Raw genomic sequence first — 17,054 nt, forward strand, 5'->3', positions numbered from 1 at the left:
TCACTTCCCCCCGTGCTCTCCCTCGGCGTCGATGTGCGGGAGGATCCGGTCCAGCCAGCGGGGCGTCCACCAGGCATGCCGTCCGAGCAGGGTCATCACCGCGGGCACCATGAGCAGTCGCACGACGGTCGCATCGATCAGAACGCTCACGGCGAGACCGAGACCGAGCATCTTGACGACGATGTTGTCGCTGACGATGAAGGCGGCGAAGACGCTCACCATGATCAGCGCGGCGCACGTGATCACCCGCGCGGTGATCTCCAGGGCGTGGGCCACGGAGGCCTTGGCGTCCTGGGTGCGCAGCCAGGCCTCGTGCACCCGGGAGAGGAGGAAGATCTCGTAGTCCATGCTCAGCCCGAAGATGATCGCGAACATCATCATCGGCACGTAGCTCTCGATGGGCACCTTGCCGTTGACGCCCAGCGCGGGGCCGCCCCAGCCCCACTGGAAGACGGCGACGACCACGCCGTAGGAGGCGGCGATGGACAGGACGTTGAGGACGGCCGCCTTCACGGCGACGAGGAGGCCGCGGAAGACGGCCAGGATGATCAGGAAGGCCAGCGCCACCACCACGCCGATGATCAGGGGCAGCCGGCTGGAGACGACGTTCCGGAAGTCGACCTGGGCCGCGGTCGTGCCGGTGACATAGCCCTTGGCGTCGGTGCCGGAGACCGCGTCGGGCAGCGTCTCGTCGACCAGGCGGTTGGTCAGGTCGGTGGTGTCGGCGTTCTGCGGGGACGTCTTGGAGTACACGGTGGAGATCAGGACGTCCCCGTCCTGGGTCGTCGTGAGCGGGGTGACCGCGGCGGCTCCCGACACACCGTCCAGGCTCTTCTGCACCTTCGAGGACAGGTCCGAGCGCTGGGAGTCGGGCACCTTGGTCTGGTCCACCACCACGGTCAGCGGACCGTTGGAGCCGGGCCCGAAGGCATCGGTCATCAGGTCGTAGGCGCGCCGGTCGGTGAAGGACGTGGGGTCGGCGCCGTCGCCGATGTGGCCGAGCTGGATGGAGAAGACCGGGATCGCGAGGACGGCGACGGTCGCGAGTCCGGCGGTCAGATAGCGCAGCGGCCGACGCGCCACGCGCTGGGCGTAGCGGTGCCAGGTGCCGTGCGGGGTGGCGCCCGGCTCGGCGTCGGTCTCGGCGACCGGTCTGCGTACCCGGTAACGGTCGATCCGGGTGCCGACCAGGCCCAGCAGGGCCGGTACGAGGGTCAGGGCGCCGAGCACCGCGGACACCACCGTCACCGCGGCGGCCAGGCCGAGTTTGCCGATGAACGACACACCGGAGGCGTACAGGCCGGTGAGGGCGACGATCACCGTGCAGCCGGAGACCAGCACGGCCCGGCCGCTGGTGGCGGTGGCCCGGCCGGCGGCGTGGACCGGATCGGCGCCGTCCATGAGGTTCTGCCGGTGCCGCGTGATCAGGAACAGGGCGTAGTCGATGCCGACGCCGATGCCGATCATCGTGGCCAGCGTCGGGGAGACGGTGGCGAAGGTGAACGCGGCGGCGAGCAGACCGAGGCAGGCGAGCCCGCCGACCACGGCGATCAACGCGCTGAGCAGGGGGACCACCGAAGCGATCACACTGCCGAAGCCGATGAGCAGAACGACGATCGCCACCCCGAACCCGATCAGTTCGCTCACCCGGTCGTCCGCCTCGGGCCGGGCCAGTTCACCGAGCGGACCGCCGTACTCCACCTGCGCCCCGGCCGAGCGCAGCGGCTGCACCGCCTTGTCGACGCCGTCGAGGTAGCTGTCCCCCAGGGTGGAGGGCTGGACGTCGAAGCGGACGGTGATGTAGGCCGTCTTGCCGTCGGTGGACAGGGGTCCGACGTTCGGCTGCCCGCTGGCGGGCGGCGGGGCGGTCAGCGGGTTCTGGACCGACAGGACGTGCGACAGCTTCTGCAGGTCACCGACCGTCGTGGACATCTGCGAGTCCAGCGAACTCAGGGACTTCTGCGCGTCGTGCACGACGATCTGGCTGCTGTAGCCGCCGGCTTGGGGATCGTGCTCCTTGAGCACGTCCTGGCCCTTCTGGGACTGCGACTGCGACAGCGAGAAGTTGTCGGAGTACTCACCGCCGTGCAGGTGATTCAGCGTCTGGAGGGCGACGAGCGCCACCAGCCAGGCGACGATGACGATGACGAAGTGCCGGGCACAGGTTTCCCCGAGCCGACGCAGGATCCCCCGCGCGGGTGGAGCCCCGCGCTCTTCCCCCTCGCTCACGCGAGTCGGTGACATGTATGTGGCATCTCTCCGTGACCCGGGACATGACTTTTCTTCATTACACGCCGAGTCGATCAGTACGTCATTTCCAGACCGCGGTCCCCTTCCGGATGCACGGCGGGCCAAGGCGTTGAATGGTGATAGGAAGCGATCCGGACCCGAGGAGCAGATCATGCCGACGTCACAGCCCGCGTCCGGGCCGTCCGAGGACCGTGCCACCCCGGACGACCTGCTCCACGCCCGCACCGGCACCGAAGTGTCCCCGGAGGACCTGGTCCTTGCCTCGGGCAAGGACATCACCCCGCGCAATCTCGAATGGGCCAAGCGGAAGCTGGAGGCGGAGGGCCCCGCGGCCCTCGACAAGATGCTCCCCTGACCTGCCCTACGGGTCCGGGCACACCACCCGGACCCGTTGGACCAGGTTGTTGGCGAAGCCGCCGCGGTTCCACGGCTGCCGCAACGGCTGGGTGTGCCCCTCGGCGTCCGTGGCCCGTGCGCTGAGCACGTGCTCGCCGGGTGTCGCGGTCCAGTCGTACCGCCAGCGGTGCCATGCCCACCGGTGACCGCCCTCGGGTGCGACCTCGGCCCGCCGCCAGCCTCGCCCGTCGTCGGTGCTCACCTCGACCCGCGTCACCGGGGCCAGGCCGGACCAGGCCCGCCCCTCCAGGCTCACCGGGCCGGGCGCGACCACCCGGGTCCGGGACATGAAGTCCGGGAAACCGGGCGGGATCAGCAGCGCTCGCGGCGCGATCCGCGTGACGGGCTCACCCCGCTCCTCGGAACGCTGCCGCAGCCGGTAGGCCACGGCCTGCTGGAACCCCGTGAACGGCTCGTCGACGACCTGGATGTCCCGCAGCCACTTCACGTGCGCCATGCCGTACCAGCCGGGCACGACCAGCCGCAGGGGCCGGCCGTGCTGCGGGGGCAGCGGGGCGCCGTTCATGGCGTGCGCCACCAGGATCTCGGGGTCGGTGCACTGCGCCACGTCCAGTGGGAGGGCGCGCTGGTAGTCCTGCTCGACACCGCGCTCCACCCCGTGGTCGGCGCCGGTGAAGACCACCTCGACGCCGTCGCCCTCCACTGTGGCCTCGCCGAGCAGCAGCCGCAGCGGCACGCCGGTCCAGTCGGCCGTGCCGACCGCCTCGACGAGCCAGGGCTGGCTGACCGGGCGGGGGGTGAGCAGGGCCCGGCCGTTGCCCGCGCACTCCAGCGTGACGCGCGTGGTGACCTGGGGGAACGCCTTGAGATCGGCGAGGTCGAGACGGAGCGGCCGGCGCACTCTGCCGTGCAGGGTGAGGGTCCAGGGGGCCGCGTCGGGCACGTACGGGATGTCGTAGTGCGTCAGGACGTAGTGCAGGCCCGGCGGGGTGAGGTCGTAGCGCAGGGCCTCGAGCGGCAGTCCGTGGTTTCTGGTGGCGAGCGCCAGTTCGTCGCGGCCGATCGCCTCGTCGGGGGCGGCCAGCCGGGCGGGCGCGCTCGCGGCACCGAGTCGTGCACCCATACCGGCATTGTCCCGCCGGAGCACCGCGACCGCCTCGCCGGATACGCACGACCGTCGTGCGCCGGTCCAACCACCGTGCCCCCGAGGCAGGTTCGCGCCGTCGGTTTCCGGCCCGCCCTATCGGAAACGGTCTTCCGGCTGCCAGACTCCTGAGGATGCCCGACTTCGACATGCTCGTCCTCGGATCCGGTCCGGGCGGCCAGAAGGCCGCCATCGCCGCGGCCAAGCTGGGCCGCCGGGTGGCCGTCATCGACCGCCCCGACATGGTCGGCGGGGTCTCCATCCACACCGGCACCATCCCCTCCAAGACCCTGCGCGAGGCGGTGCTCTACCTCACCGGACTCTCCCAGCGCGATCTGTACGGCCAGAGTTACCGCGTCAAGGAGGACATCACCGTCGCCGACCTGATCTCGCGCACCCAGCACGTGGTGGGCCGCGAGGTGGACGTCATCCGCAGCCAGCTCTCCCGCAACCAGGTCGCCCTCTTCGCCGGCACCGGCCGGTTCGTCGACGACCACACCGTCGCGGTGCGCGAGGTGACCGGCCATGAACGGCTGCTCACCGCCGAGCACATCGTGATCGCCACCGGCACCCGCCCCGCGCGGCCCGCCACCGTCGAGTTCGACGGGCGGACGATCATGGACTCGGACAACGTGCTCACCCTGGAGCGGGTGCCGCGGTCGATGGTCATCGTCGGCGCGGGGGTCATCGGCATGGAGTACGCCTCCATGTTCGCCGCGCTCGGCAGCAAGATCACCGTGGTGGAGAAACGAGCCGGGATGCTCGACATGTGCGACGTCGAGATCGTGGAGGCGCTCAAGTACCAGCTGCGGGACCTGGCGGTGACCTTCCGCTTCGGCGAGACGGTGGCCGCGGTGGAGCGGCACCCCCGGGGCACGCTGACCGTGCTGGAGAGCGGCAAGAAGATCCCCGCAGACGCGGTGATGTACTCGGCCGGCCGGCAGGGCCTCACCGACGGGCTCGACCTGGACAAGGCCGGACTGTCCGCGGACCCGCGCGGCCGGATCTCGGTCGATGAGCACTACCGCACCGAGGTCCCGCACATCTACGCCGTCGGCGACGTCATCGGATACCCGGCGCTGGCCGCGACCTCCATGGAACAGGGCCGCACGGCCGCGTACCACGCCTTCGGGGAGCCCGTCGGCCGGATGCACCACCTGCAGCCCATCGGGATCTACACCATCCCGGAGATCAGCTTCGTCGGTCGCACCGAGAACCAGCTGACCGACGACCGCGTCCCCTTCGAGGTCGGTATCTCCCGCTACCGGGAGCTGGCCCGCGGACAGATCATCGGCGACTCCCACGGCATGCTGAAGCTGCTGGTCTCGCCCGTGGACCGCACCCTGCTCGGCGTGCACTGCTTCGGCTCCGGGGCGACCGAGCTGATCCACATAGGCCAGTCGGTGATGGGCTGCGGCGGCACGGTCGACTACCTGGTCGACGCGGTGTTCAACTACCCGACGCTGGCGGAGTCCTACAAGGTCGCGGCCCTGGACGCCACCAACCGCCTCCGCCAGGTGGACCGCATGGACGACGGGGACATGACCGGTCGGGCGGATTCCGGCTGACGGCCGAGCCGGCGGCGCGCCGCGAGGCTCACCGGTGGCTCGCGCGGCCGGTCCCTGATGTCCCCTTCACCTCGCGGCTCGACACAGAAGCACCGACCTCGGCGTCGGTGCCGGTCTCAGGGCCCGGGGCGCCGGACCGTGGTGTCCTCCTCGTCGGGGAGGTGGCTGTCGTCCTCCACGACGTGCACGGCGGCCTCCTCGGCGCCGGCGGCTCCACCGTCCACGCCCACGTCGAAGGCGATCTCGTCCTTGGTGGTGTGGGGGTGGGCGCCCTCGTCCGGGGCGACCAGGCGGCCGGCGCGCCGGTCGCCCGTCTGCGGGTCGGCCGGTTCGCCCTCCTCGGCCACGGGGCCGGGCGCCTCGGGGACCTCCTGGGCGAGGCGCTGGTCGAGGGTCTCGCCCTCGTGCTGCTCGGCGGCGGTGGTGCCGTACTTGGTCACGCCGAGCGGCTTCTCCGGCGGGGAGTAGCCCTCGTCAAGGGTGTCGTCGTAGGTCCGTTCGTCCACCGCGTCCTGGAGGTCGAGCGGAGCCGCGTCCTGCTGTTCCTCGTTGGTACCGGTGGGCTGGTAGGCGTCGTCCGCCATAGGCCCGGGGTTGCCGCGGTCCGTGCCCATGCCTGCCTCCTGCGTGTACTCGTGGGCGCTGGTCCCTCTCCTGTCTCCCGAACCGCGTTTCCCGATCCGCGTTCGCCAACCACCCGGCCTGTCCTGGGCAGTCGGCGGTGGGGCTATCATCACTCATCACGTGCACACGCGGTGTGATCGTACGCCGACTCTGCGGCTGCACGCCCCCACCCCTCCAAACACTTTTCGCCGCCCCGGTCCGAGGCCATCCCTCCACGGCCCCGGGCGGGTGCAACCCCCCACCCCCCATACGGCGTCGGGCTCCTCGGTGCCCGGCGGCGTGCACGACGGAAAGCAGCACAGGCCATGAGCAACAAAAGGGGCAGAGGGCTTCAGGCAGGCGCCCTCGGTACGTTCGACACGGTGGTGATGGCGGTCGCGGGCAGCGCTCCGGCGTACTCGCTCGCCGCGACCACCGCGGTCCTGGTCGGCGTGGTGGGGACGGCCAGTCCGGCCGCTCTGCTGTACTGCGCGATACCCATGCTCGGCATCGCGCTGGCGTTCAGCTACCTCGGCCGCATCGATGTGAACGCGGGCGCCAGTTACTCGTGGGTGGGCCGAACTCTCCATCCCTTTCTGGGCTTTCTCAGCGGCTGGGCCCTGGTGGTGTCGGCGACCATCTTCATGGTGGCCGGTTCGCTGCCCGCGGGGTCGATGACGCTCGCGCTGTTCGACGCCGAACTCGCCGAGAACACCGCGCTGTCCACGGCGGTGGGCGCGGCCTGGTTCCTGCTCATGCTGCTGGTGGTGCTGGGCGGTGCCCGGCTCACCGTACGCGCCCAGCTCGTCATGTCCGGCGTCGAACTCGCCCTGCTCGCGCTGTTCGCGGTGCTGGCCGTCTTCCACACCGACAACGCCCGCGCCTTCGACTGGTCCTGGCTCGGTTTCGGCCAGTTCGACGGCGTGTCGGGCTTCGCCTCGGGCGCGTTGATCGCCGCGTTCTACTACTGGGGCTGGGACGTCACCAGCAACCTCAGCGAGGAGACCCGCAACAGCCGCCGTACGACCGGACTCGCGGGCCTGATCGGGGTCGGTGTGGTCTTCCTGCTGTTCGAGGTGTTCACCATCGCGGTGAACGTCATCCTCTCCACGGACCAGATCCACGCCAACGAGGCCAATGTGCTGGCCGTCCTCGGCGAGGAGATCTGGCCCGGATGGGGCGGGAAGCTGCTGATCGTGGCGGTCATGCTGTCCACCGTCGCCACCCTGGAGACCACGCTCATCCAGGTCACGCGCTCGCTCTTCGCGATGGGCCGCGACCGCACGATGCCCTCCGCGCTGGGGAAGGTCCACCACACCTGGAACACCCCGTGGGTGGCCGTCGTGGTGGTGGGCGCGGTGGCCCTGGCGATGTTCGTCGCCTCCAACGCGCTGGGCACGGTCGGCGACATCCTCTCCGACGCCATCTCCGCGATCGGCCTGCAGATCGCCGTCTACTACGGCCTGACCGGCCTCGCCGTCGTGGTCGCCTACCGCAAGATGCTGCTGAGGTCCCCGGCCAACTTCGTCTTCGGCGGCGTATGGCCGCTGTTCGGCGCCCTGTTCATGTTCTGGGTGTTCGTGGAGTCGCTCGGCGAACTCAGTCCCGCCGCCATCGCGATCGGCGTCGGCGGCCTCGCCGCCGGTGTGGTCCCGATGCTCTGGTACTGGCGCCGCGGCAGCGACTACTACCGGCCCGCCAAGCTGGACGCCACGCTCACCGTCGCGACCGAGTACGTCCCCGCGGGCCGCCCGCCCGAGCACGCCCGCGTCCACGAGGGCCACCCCACCGACTTCTGAGGGGGCCGCGATGGCGCGCGAGCGCTTCACTCCCGATTTCGACCCCGACTGCGGGGACGCGCCCCTGACCTCCGCCCGCCAGGACATCGTCATCGGACGCTGGCAGGGACTGCGCGATCTGCTGCGGACGACCGGACCCGACTGGCTCTCCCGGGGCCACCGGGTACGGATGCTGGCCCAGGCCTGCGCGGGAAGCTCCACGATGGAGTCCTGGCTGGCCGCCGAGCCGAACAGCGCCGACGCGCTGGTGCTGCGGGCGGCCACCGAGACCGCCCGGGCCTTCAACCTGGCCATCGCCGCGGGCCGGGGCACGCCCATCGACCAGCAGCGCGTCGACAGCGCCGTACTGGCGTGTCTGCGGGCGGCCGAGGCCTACGTCGACGATCCCACGCCGTGGATCTCACTGATCTCGGTGGCGCGGCTGTACCCGTCCGGCGTGCGGCGGCGGGAACTGGCCCGCTGGTGGGACGAACTGCACCGGCGCGACCCGTACAGCGTGGAGGGACACCTTCAGGTGCTGCACTACTACTCGGCGCGCTGGCACGGCACCCACGGCCTGATGTACGACTTCGCCCGCGACGCGGCCGGCGCGGCCCCGGCGGGCTGCCCGCTGCCGGTCCTGGTCCAGTACGCCCGCGTCGAGGAGTACCGCTACGCCCTCGACGCCGCACACGGGCAGACCTCCGCGATGGGGCTCGGGCAGCACTGGGATCACGCCGGCGCGGTGGGAGACGTACGGCGGACCTGGCAGCGCTGGGTGACGGGCCGCACCGCGAACGCGGTCGCCCCCGGCGAGCTGCGCGATCTGCACTACCTCACCCACGCCGCCTGCCTCGCCGGGCTGCCGGACATCGCCTCCTCGCTGCTGCGCATGACGGGCCGCCGGGCGACCCGCACCCCGTGGTCGTACACCGGCGACCCGGTCAGACAACTCACCAAGTGGCACAAGGAGTTGCTGCCGAGAAGCTGAGCTCACGGAGTCGCGGTCGGTCCGTCCGGGCGGCTGCGGCGCTGGTCGACCATCTCGCGGCTCAGCTGTTCCGTCTCGGCTTCGGACAGCCGCTCGAAGCCGTCCTCGGTGATGACCGAGACGATCGGGTAGATGCGCCGGCTGAGGTCCGGGCCGCCGGTCGCGGAGTCGTCGTCGGCCGCGTCGTAGAGCGCCTGGAGCGCCGCCAGGGACGCGTCACGGCGGGACATGCCCCGGTGGAACAACTTCTTCAACGCGCCCCGCGCATAAGGAGATCCGGAACCCTCGGCGTGGAAATCCTTCTTCTCGTAGAGTCCCCCGGCCAGGTCGAAGCTGAAGATGCGGCCGCGTTCGCCCTCGGATCTCGCGGGGTCGTAGCCGGTGAGGAGGGGGACGACGGCGAGCCCCTGCATGGCCTGGCCGAGGTTCTCCCGGATCATGCCCGCCAGCCGTCGCGCCTTGGCGTTGAGGGTCATCGGGATGCCCTCGATCTTCTCGAAGTGGGTCAGCTCCACCTGGTAGAGCTTCACCATGTCGAGGGCGAGTCCGACGGTCCCGGCGAAGGCGACGGCGGTGTGGTCGTCCGCCGGGTGCACCTTCTCCAGATCGCGCTGGGCGATCAGGTTGCCCATCGTGGCCCGGCGGTCCCCGGCGATCAGCACCCCGTCGCGGTAGGCGAGGGCGAGCACGGTGGTGCCGTGCGGCACCTGGTCGGGTGCGGCCCGTACGCCGTCCGGCAACACCCGGCGAGTGCTGAGCAGTTCCGGACGGTGAAGCGCGAGGAACTCGGAGAAGGAGGAGGACCCCGGGACGAAGAACTCCTCGTCCAGTCCCCCGCCGTACTCGCCCTGCGTCATGGCACTCCCCCTCGTCCGCGGACCGACAAGGGGAGTCCTACCTGCGGTGTGCGCTCGGGAAACTCCGCGCCGGTCACAGGGCCTTGCGCCGGACCAGCACCCCGAGCACCAGCAGTCCCGGCACCAGCGGCAGCCAGACGGTCAGCAGCCGGTAGCCGAGGACGGCGGAGGCGGCCGCCGCACCCGGCGCCCCGGCCGCCGTCAGCGCGAACGCGAGCGCCGCGTCGAGGGAGCCGAGCCCGCCGGGGGTGGGCAGCAGGGCGGCCGCGCTGCTGGCGGCGAGGTAGAGCAGCGCCACCCGCAGAGGCGGCAGCGGCAGGGCGACGGCCTGCGTGACGGCGATCAGCACCAGACAGTGCAGTACGGCGAAGGCGAGCGATCCGCCCCACAGCGCCGCCGCCCGCTGCGGCTGGGCGTGCACGGCCCGGATGTCCGTGAGGGCGGTGCGCAGGAGCCGTCGGCAGCGGCGGCGGAGCAGCCACGCCAGGAGTGCGACGGCGCCCGCGGCGGCGAGCGGGACCACCGGGGAGACGTCCGGAAAGCGCAGCACGCCGGGGCAGGCGACGGCGAGCCCGGCGATCAGGGCGGCGCGGACGATCACTCCGGCGAGGCCCTTGACGGCAACGGCGGTCGCCGCGCGGCCGGCGGTCAGTCGGCAGCGCATGAGGAAGCGCAGGTTCACGGCGCCCGCGCCGAGTCCGGCGGGCAGCACGTGGTTGGCGGCGGACGCGGCGAACTGCGCGGCGACCAGGCGCCCTCGGGGCAGCCGCTCGGGTACGGCGCCCTGCTGGGCGAGCGCCGCGCACAGCCAGGTGCCGAGCGCCGCCGTGCCGGCGACGAGGAGCCACCCCTGGTCCGCCACGGCGAGCCGCACCGCGCCCGTCTCCAGCATCGGCCAGTGCCGCCGGGCCAGCCAGCAGGCGGCGACGACGACGGCGAGGGTGAGCGCGGTGTGCCAGTAGGCGGCCCGTCGGCGGGTGGAGGCGGGAGCGAGCGGCTCGGGCGTCATTCGGCTCCGCCCGCGGGTGGCGCCGGTGCGACCCGGACGTCCATGCCCTCGAGCCGGTGCAGCTGCCAGCCGCGGGCGTAGGAGGGCGGGGTGCCGCCGGGCACGCTCAGCGCGGCGACCGGTTCGACGCGTGCGGTGCGCAGGATCTCCGCCGTGGTCATATTGGCGTTGTTGCCCCGGATCGCGCCCGAGGAACAACCGGCGTAGTAGGCGATCGGGATGGCCTCGTGACCGGTGAGCAGACAGGGCGGGCGGACGCCGAGGGCGTGCAGCTCCTCGACGTCCCGGGCCCAGACCCGGTGGTCGCGGACGGTGCGGTCGACGATGTGGTTCAGGACGGCGAACTGCACGGCCAGGTGCGCGGCCACCGCGACCGCCAGGACGCTCGCGGCGACCGGCCGCCACCGCCCGTCGGGTGCGGTGACCAGGTGCAGCAGGCCGTCGGCGACGGGAACGGCCAGCAGCGCGTACACGGGCAGCAGGAAGCGGGGGGCCGCGTAGCCGATCAGGAACAGGTAGGGGACGGCCGCGGTGGTGGCGCACAGGAGCGGCACAAGGGTGCGGGCGGTGCGTCGTGCCCGTACGGCGACGACGAGCCCGAGGACGGCGAGCAGCGGCAGCAGCAGCCACCACACGGTGAGCACGGGATGGGGCATGGATCCGGAGCACGGCCGGCACAGCGTCCGTCCGACCAGGCCGCGCATCTGGTCGTCCACGGCGAAGTGCCAGCCGAGGCCGCCCTGGACCCGGGAGGCCTCGGCGAGCCGCTCGCGCAGTCCGCCGTAGGAGGTGAACGCCTCCACCACCCAGGGGACGGCACCCGTGAGGAGACCGGCCGCGGTGACGAGCCCGAGCCGCCAGTGCCGTAGGACCAGGGCGGTGGCGAGCAGGGGGAGGGTGATCCAGACGGCGTCGGTCGGACGCATCACCGCCATCACGGCGGTGCCGACGGCCACGCCCCACAGAGCCCGCCGGTCGGGCCGGTCCGCGGCGCGGGCCCGCAGGAAGCAGCCGACGGCGAGCAGGGCACCGAGGGCGACCCAGAGGTTGGGCATGGCCTGCGGGGCGTAGAAGAGGGTCACCCACAGCGAGGCGAACAGGGCGCCGCCGGCGGCCAGGACCCGGGGCGGGAAGAGGCCGCGCCAGGCGCGCAGGGCGAGGTAGAGGGCGAGGCCCGAGACGACGGCGAGACAGACCCGCAGCAGGCTGGTGGACTCCGACCAGGAGGCGACCGGCGCGACGAGCACGGAGACGCCCCGGGCGCGCGGTGCGCTGAAGAAGGCGGGCGGGGCCTGGTCGCCGACCTGGCTGACGTAGACCGTCTCGTCCCAGCCGAGGCCCATGTCCGGGGGCACGAGCAGGAGCTGCGCGGCGGTGAAGGCACCGGCCACCGAGGCGAGCGGGGCGTCGCCCCGCGTCCGCCAGGATCCGCCGGACACGGCCGCCGCGTCGCGTCGCCCCCTGCCCACGAGCATCGCGTTCGTGCCGTGCGCCATCGTCCACCCCTTACCGCTGCGCGTCGTAGGGCCCTACGACGCGGTGCCCGGCCGTCCGAGGCCCGCAGCCAGGGAAACGGGAGAAAACACGGACAAACTAACTCGCGTGGGGCGGATGCGCAGGGTTGAGTTCGGCCAGGTGCCTGACAAGAACGAGTCAGCCGGCGCGGCAACGGATGAAAGACTCGGTGCGTGCCGCAGACCTTCGACGATCTCCTCGCCCGCGCCCGGTCCCTCACGGCCTCCGGGCAGCGCGCGATCCTCGGCATCGCGGGCAGCCCGGGGTCGGGCAAGACGACACTCGCCGAACATCTGATCCGGGAACTGAACGGGTCGGGCACTCCCTGGGTCGCCCACGTCCCGATGGACGGCTTCCACCTCGCCGACGCCGAACTGGACCGGCTCGGCCGCCGTGACCGCAAGGGCGCGCCGGACACCTTCGACGCCGCCGGGTACGCGGCACTGCTGCGGCGCCTGCGGGAGGAGACGGACGGGGAGGTGGTGTACGCGCCGGGCTTCGAGCGGATCCTGGAGCAGCCGATCGCCGGCGCCGTCCCGGTACCGCGGAGCGCCCGCCTGGTGGTGACCGAGGGCAACTACCTCCTCCTGGAGACCGGCGCCTGGTCCCGCGTACGCCCCCAGCTCGACGAGGTCTGGTTCTGCGAACTCGACGAGGACGAACGCCTGCGCCGCCTGATCGCCCGCCACGAGGAGTTCGGCAAGACCCACGAGCAGGCGGTGGCGTGGGTGATGAGGTCGGACCAGCGCAACGCCGAACTGGTGGCGGCGACGCGGGGGCGGGCGGATCTGGTGGTGAGCACGCGCCCGGGGCCTGCAGAAGTGCGCGGACAGCGCGCCGATGGTGCAATTGAGGCGAGGGGGCGTCGCTGGGGGCAGTCGTGAGCACCAGGGGTGACAGCGTGAGCGAGGAACTCGAAGAAGTGGGCCCGATCGACTACCTGGTCGTCGAATTCCCCGGCAACCGGATGACGGGCGAGGGCTTCCCTCTCCTGGTCGACCTCGTGGACCGCGGCATCATCCGGATCCTGGACCTGATGTTCGTCCGGAAGGACGCCGACGGTTCGGTGACCGGCATGGAGATCGCCGACCTCACCGGCGACGGACAGCTCGACCTCGCCGTCTTCGAGGGGGCGTCGTCCGGGCTGCTGGGCCAGGACGACCTCGAGGAGGCGGCCAACGCGCTGGAACCGGGCAGTTCCGCGGGCATCCTGGTCTACGAGAACCGGTGGGCCGCACCCTTCGCCGGCGCCCTGCGCCGTGGCGGTGCCCGGCTGGTCGCCTCGGGACGGATCCCGGTGAACGCGCTGGCCGCCGCCCTCGACGAGGTCGAGGGCGCCTCCTGAACGACGCGACGGCCGATGACGGCCGACGCGCAGAAAGGGATCAGTCATGCCAGGTCTTCTTCGCGGGGTGGCACGCACCGCCGTCGTGGCCGGGACAGCGACCGCCGTGTCGAACCGTGTGAGCCGTCGGCAAGCGGGGCGCTGGGCGGCACAGGAGCAGTACCAGGCCGCGCCGCAACCGCCTCAGCCGACGTCCTACGCGGCGCCGCCGGCGGCGGCCCCCGACATGACGGACAAGATCGAGCAGCTGAAGCAGCTCGGTGAACTCAAGGCTCAGGGCGTGCTGTCCGAGGCCGAGTTCGAGGAACAGAAGCGCCGGGTGCTGGAAGCCTGACCCGGAACCTTCCCCGATGGTGATCGCACCGGTCCGTGGGTGGAGCGACGAGGAAGGCCGGGGCGTCGAGCCCCGGCCGCCCGACTCCTGGTCACGGCCTCGGCCGGACGGCTGCCGGGTGGAGCTGAACTCCGCGACGTCGCGGGCCGTACTCCTGTGCACGGCGGAGGGTCTGTCGGTACGACTCCTGCGGCGGTGACACTCCTGGCGGCGGGAGCTGGTGCACAGTAGGCGCATGAGGCGCCGCAGCACCCCTCCCGCCACCGTGCGGCCGGTGGCATCGCGGGACGGATGATGGCAAGCGAACCGCTCCTGGACACCCGGCCCGCCGTCCCCGAGTCACCGCGCCCCGCCCGCAGGCGGTGGCTCGTGCCGCTCCTGGCGGTCGTACTGCTCGGCCAGATGGCGGTGGCGATGGTGACGACCGCCGTCCAGCAGACGCCGACCATCGACGAGCCCGTGTACGTGGGGACGGCCGCCGTCTACCTCGACGAGCACAGCCTGCGCCTCAACCCTGAGCATCCGCCGCTGGGCAAACTGGTCGTGGCGGCGGGGCTGGCGCTCGCCGATCCGCGTTACGACGCCTCGTTCGAGGGCGACCAGGGGGAGATCGGGCGGCATCTGCTGTACGAGTCCGGCAACGATCCCTGGCGGCTGATGCTGTTCGCCCGCCTGCCGGTCATCGTGCTGACCCTGCTGTTCGGTCTCGTGGTGTTCGCCTTCGCGCGGGAACTGGCCGGTCCGGCGGCCGGGTTGACCGCCCTGGCCCTGTACTGCCTCTCGCCCGACGTCATCGCGCACGGATCGCTGGCCACGCTGGACGTCCCGGCGGCCGGATTCCTGCTGACGTCGGTGTGGCTGCTGTGGCGGGCGCGTCTGCGGCCCCGCCTGTACCTGCCGCTCGCCGGGGCGGCGCTCGGCGCGGCCCTCGCCACGAAGATGAGCGCGCTGAGCGCGGTGCCGGTGCTGCTGGGTCTCGCGGTGGTGTCGGTGTGGTGGGGAACCTCCGTGCCGGTCCGGCGCGTTGTGCTGAGGCGGGCCGCGGCGGGGGCCGCTGTCGTCGCGCTGGTCGCGGTGGCCGTCGTATGGGCGACGTATCTGGTGGTCGATCCGCGGCTGCGCTGGGCGCCGGAGCAGCCGGTGCCCGTTGTGCACGGGCTGCGGGGCCTGGCCGTAGAGGCCTTGCCGTTCCCGGAGGCCTACCGGGACGGCGTGCGGCTCCAGTTCGCCTTCGAGGAGCACCCGTGGCAGGGGTTTCTGTTCGGACGGCTGTACACCGGCTCGCTCTGGTACTACCTGCCGGCCGCGCTGCTGGTGAAGACACCGCTCGGCATGCTGGTGCTGTGGGCGGCGGGTGCCGTGGCGTTGTCGGCGGTGCGACGGCTGCGGCCCGCGACGCCTTATGTGCTGGTGCCCACGGCCGTGCTGCTGCTCGCGGCGATGCAGGGGTCACGGGACTTCGGGACGCGGTACGCGGTGTTCGTGCCGATGTTCCTGGCCGTGGCGGCGGGTTGTGTGCTGGTGGCGGGGAAGGGCCGGACGCGGGTGCGTGGCGCGGCGGTGACGGCGGGGCTGGTGCTGTTCGTGGCCGTCAGCTCGCTGCGGACGTTTCCCTACTATCTGCCGTACTCCAACGAGGCGTTCGGGGGTCCCGCGAAGACGCATCTGCGGCTGCACGACGCGGCCGTGGACTGGGGGCAGGACCTGGGGCGGCTGGCCGACCGGCTGCGCGAGCGGTATCCGGGCGAGCCGGTCTGGCTGGTGTACAAGGGCAGCGGTGTGCCGTCGTACTACGGCATCGAGGCCGTCGACCCGCGTACGGTGCCCGCGCGGGAGGTGCGTGGGCTGCTGGTGGTGTCGGACTCGTCGGTGGCGAAGGCGACCGGCCGACTGGCCGAGCTGATCGAAAGCAGTCGCCCGATCGATACGGTCGGCCATTCGATCACCATCTATCGCCGATGAGCGTTGTGATTCCGGCGGCCCCCTGACCGGCCGGAGGGGCTTTCGGCCTCCGGTTCGGCACGGTGCGTGAGCTATGTTGAGGCACTGTGGAAGACAAAGGAGGCGCACCGGTGCCATCGCCGCAGCAGGCACGCGCACAGGCATCCGCGATCACCTCGGGGAAGACCGCCGCGGAAGCGGAGGCGTCCCCGACTTCCCAGCTCAGAGTGCTCTTCGACGGCCCCCATCTGTCCCCGGGGCAGCGCCGCATCGCCCAGTACCTGATCGAGAACATCACCGAGGCCGCCTTCCTGTCGATCACCGATCTCGCCGAGCGGGTCGGGGTCAGCCAGCCCTCGGTGACCCGATTCGCCGCCGCGGTCGGCTTCACCGGTTACCCGGCGCTACGGGAGAAGCTGCAGTCGATCGCCCTCGGCGCCCTCGCCGGCGGCCCCGGAACCGAGGAGAACGGCAGCAACGAACTCCAGGCCGCGGTCGACGCCGAGATCGACAACCTGGAGAACCTCCGGCGCGACTTCGGCAACCCCGACCAGGTGATCGAGGTGGGCCGCGAGCTGTCGCGGTCGACCCCGCTGACCATCCTGGGCCTGCGCATCTCGGCGTCGCTGGCCGAGTACTTCGCCTACGCGGCCCGGCGAATCCACCCCGACGTCCGGCTGGTGACACGGGGTGGCAGCGTGGCCTACGACGCGCTGCTGCAGTCGCGCGAGGCGGGCGGCACCTGGGTGCTGGCGTTCTCGATGCCGCGGCACGCCCAGGAGACGCTCACCGCGGTCCAGGTGGCGCGCAGCGCGGGCCTGCGGGTCGCGCTCGTCACCGACCTGGCGCTCGGCCCGGTGGCCGACTCGGCCGACGTCGTCTTCGCGACGGGCACCGGGTCACGGCTGGTCTTCGACTCCTACGCCGCGCCCGGCGTCATGGCCGCGGCCCTGCTCCAGGCGATGACCGACGCCGACCCGGAGCGCACCCAGGCCCGGCTCGAGGAGTACGAGCACATCTCCGACCAGCACCAGTTCTTCCTCCGGGACTGATCCCCGGGGCTCCCCCGCCGCGGTCGCCAAACCGCATCACAGGGGCACCTTCCACCCCTTTTCGAGCATGAATGTTTTCATACGTCTTGCAAAGCGGACGGCATATATAAATACTGCTCCACGCCGCACCCGCCCGTAGAAAGGCCGACGGTCCGCTCATGCGCACGTCACCCCATCCGCCGTGCGCACTTCCGTCGGCCCCGCGGGCTCCGCGACGGGCACCCTCAGCCGCCGACTCCTACCCCGTCGGCTCACAGGGTGTTCGGCCGGGCGGCCCCGGTCATCCCCTAGGCCGGGGCCGCCCCGACCT

16 protein-coding genes are annotated in these 17,054 nt (G+C 71.8%); 10 read left to right on the top strand and 6 right to left on the bottom strand.

Going from position 1 to position 17,054, the window contains the following annotated elements; all coding sequences use genetic code 11:
• Window positions 1-2,244 carry an MMPL family transporter gene (locus ACWDRW_RS29175; protein ID WP_451727796.1) on the bottom strand — a complete coding sequence of 748 codons (2,244 nt, stop codon included), beginning with the start codon at window positions 2,242-2,244 and terminating at the stop codon, window positions 1-3.
• 157 nt (window positions 2,245-2,401) lie between these two features.
• On the opposite strand from ACWDRW_RS29175, the gene ACWDRW_RS29180 reads away from it, so the two are divergent.
• A complete protein-coding gene (locus tag ACWDRW_RS29180) occupies window positions 2,402-2,605 on the top strand; it encodes a hypothetical protein (protein ID WP_451727799.1) in 204 nt (67 codons plus the stop codon).
• 6 nt (window positions 2,606-2,611) lie between these two features.
• On the opposite strand, the gene ACWDRW_RS29185 is transcribed toward ACWDRW_RS29180, so the two are convergent.
• Entirely contained in the window at window positions 2,612-3,730 is a 1,119-nt protein-coding gene (locus ACWDRW_RS29185; protein WP_451727801.1) for a sulfite oxidase, read from the bottom strand.
• A 155-nt stretch (window positions 3,731-3,885) separates the two neighbouring features.
• On the opposite strand from ACWDRW_RS29185, the gene sthA reads away from it, so the two are divergent.
• Window positions 3,886-5,319, top strand: a complete 1,434-nt coding sequence (sthA, locus tag ACWDRW_RS29190) for a Si-specific NAD(P)(+) transhydrogenase (protein WP_451727804.1) — start codon at window positions 3,886-3,888, stop codon at window positions 5,317-5,319.
• Between the two features lie 116 nt (window positions 5,320-5,435).
• On the opposite strand, the gene ACWDRW_RS29195 is transcribed toward sthA, so the two are convergent.
• Window positions 5,436-5,933 carry a DUF5709 domain-containing protein gene (locus ACWDRW_RS29195; protein WP_451727806.1) on the bottom strand — a complete coding sequence of 166 codons (498 nt, stop codon included), beginning with the start codon at window positions 5,931-5,933 and terminating at the stop codon, window positions 5,436-5,438.
• Between the two features lie 315 nt (window positions 5,934-6,248).
• Between ACWDRW_RS29195 and ACWDRW_RS29200 the strand changes: the two genes are divergently transcribed.
• Both ACWDRW_RS29200 and ACWDRW_RS29205 read left to right on the top strand, forming a co-directional pair.
• Window positions 6,249-7,721, top strand: a complete 1,473-nt coding sequence (locus tag ACWDRW_RS29200) for an APC family permease (protein ID WP_451727809.1) — start codon at window positions 6,249-6,251, stop codon at window positions 7,719-7,721.
• Between the two features lie 10 nt (window positions 7,722-7,731).
• Entirely contained in the window at window positions 7,732-8,691 is a 960-nt protein-coding gene (locus tag ACWDRW_RS29205; RefSeq protein ID WP_451727811.1) for a hypothetical protein, read from the top strand.
• A 2-nt stretch (window positions 8,692-8,693) separates the two neighbouring features.
• Here the strand turns inward: ACWDRW_RS29205 and prcB are convergent, their stop codons facing one another.
• The 3 genes from prcB to ACWDRW_RS29220 all read right to left on the bottom strand — a co-directional run bounded on the left by prcB (window position 8,694) and on the right by ACWDRW_RS29220 (window position 12,053).
• Window positions 8,694-9,548, bottom strand: coding sequence for a proteasome subunit beta (gene prcB / locus ACWDRW_RS29210; protein WP_451727814.1), 855 nt, complete (start codon window positions 9,546-9,548; stop codon window positions 8,694-8,696).
• A 73-nt stretch (window positions 9,549-9,621) separates the two neighbouring features.
• On the bottom strand, window positions 9,622-10,557 hold the full coding sequence (locus ACWDRW_RS29215) for a lysylphosphatidylglycerol synthase domain-containing protein (protein ID WP_451727817.1): 936 nt from the start codon (window positions 10,555-10,557) through the stop codon (window positions 9,622-9,624).
• Window positions 10,554-12,053, bottom strand: a complete 1,500-nt coding sequence (locus tag ACWDRW_RS29220; RefSeq protein ID WP_451727820.1) for a hypothetical protein — start codon at window positions 12,051-12,053, stop codon at window positions 10,554-10,556. The genes ACWDRW_RS29215 and ACWDRW_RS29220 overlap by 4 nt, the downstream gene beginning before the upstream one ends.
• A 192-nt stretch (window positions 12,054-12,245) precedes the next feature.
• Here ACWDRW_RS29220 and ACWDRW_RS29225 point away from each other — a divergent pair, with 192 nt between their 5' ends.
• The 6 genes from ACWDRW_RS29225 (at window position 12,246) to ACWDRW_RS29250 (ending at window position 16,744) form a co-directional block, all read left to right on the top strand.
• A complete protein-coding gene (locus tag ACWDRW_RS29225; RefSeq protein WP_451727823.1) occupies window positions 12,246-12,956 on the top strand; it encodes a nucleoside/nucleotide kinase family protein in 711 nt (236 codons plus the stop codon).
• Between the two features lie 17 nt (window positions 12,957-12,973).
• Window positions 12,974-13,417 carry a DUF6325 family protein gene (locus ACWDRW_RS29230; RefSeq protein ID WP_451727826.1) on the top strand — a complete coding sequence of 148 codons (444 nt, stop codon included), beginning with the start codon at window positions 12,974-12,976 and terminating at the stop codon, window positions 13,415-13,417.
• Between the two features lie 46 nt (window positions 13,418-13,463).
• A complete protein-coding gene (locus ACWDRW_RS29235) occupies window positions 13,464-13,751 on the top strand; it encodes an SHOCT domain-containing protein (RefSeq protein ID WP_451727829.1) in 288 nt (95 codons plus the stop codon).
• A gap of 16 nt (window positions 13,752-13,767) precedes the next feature.
• The gene (locus ACWDRW_RS29240) at window positions 13,768-13,950 is read left to right on the top strand and encodes a hypothetical protein (protein WP_451727831.1); all 183 of its coding nucleotides are present in this window, start codon (window positions 13,768-13,770) and stop codon (window positions 13,948-13,950) included.
• Window positions 13,951-14,045: 95 nt separating this feature from the next.
• Window positions 14,046-15,713 (top strand): phospholipid carrier-dependent glycosyltransferase, encoded by a 1,668-nt coding sequence (locus tag ACWDRW_RS29245; protein ID WP_451727832.1) that lies wholly within the window; start codon window positions 14,046-14,048, stop codon window positions 15,711-15,713.
• A gap of 110 nt (window positions 15,714-15,823) precedes the next feature.
• Entirely contained in the window at window positions 15,824-16,744 is a 921-nt protein-coding gene (locus tag ACWDRW_RS29250) for a MurR/RpiR family transcriptional regulator (protein WP_451727834.1), read from the top strand.
• The last annotated feature ends 310 nt before the right edge of the window (window positions 16,745-17,054 follow it).

The sequence above is a fragment of the Streptomyces sp. NPDC003635 genome, from assembly GCF_053587635.1.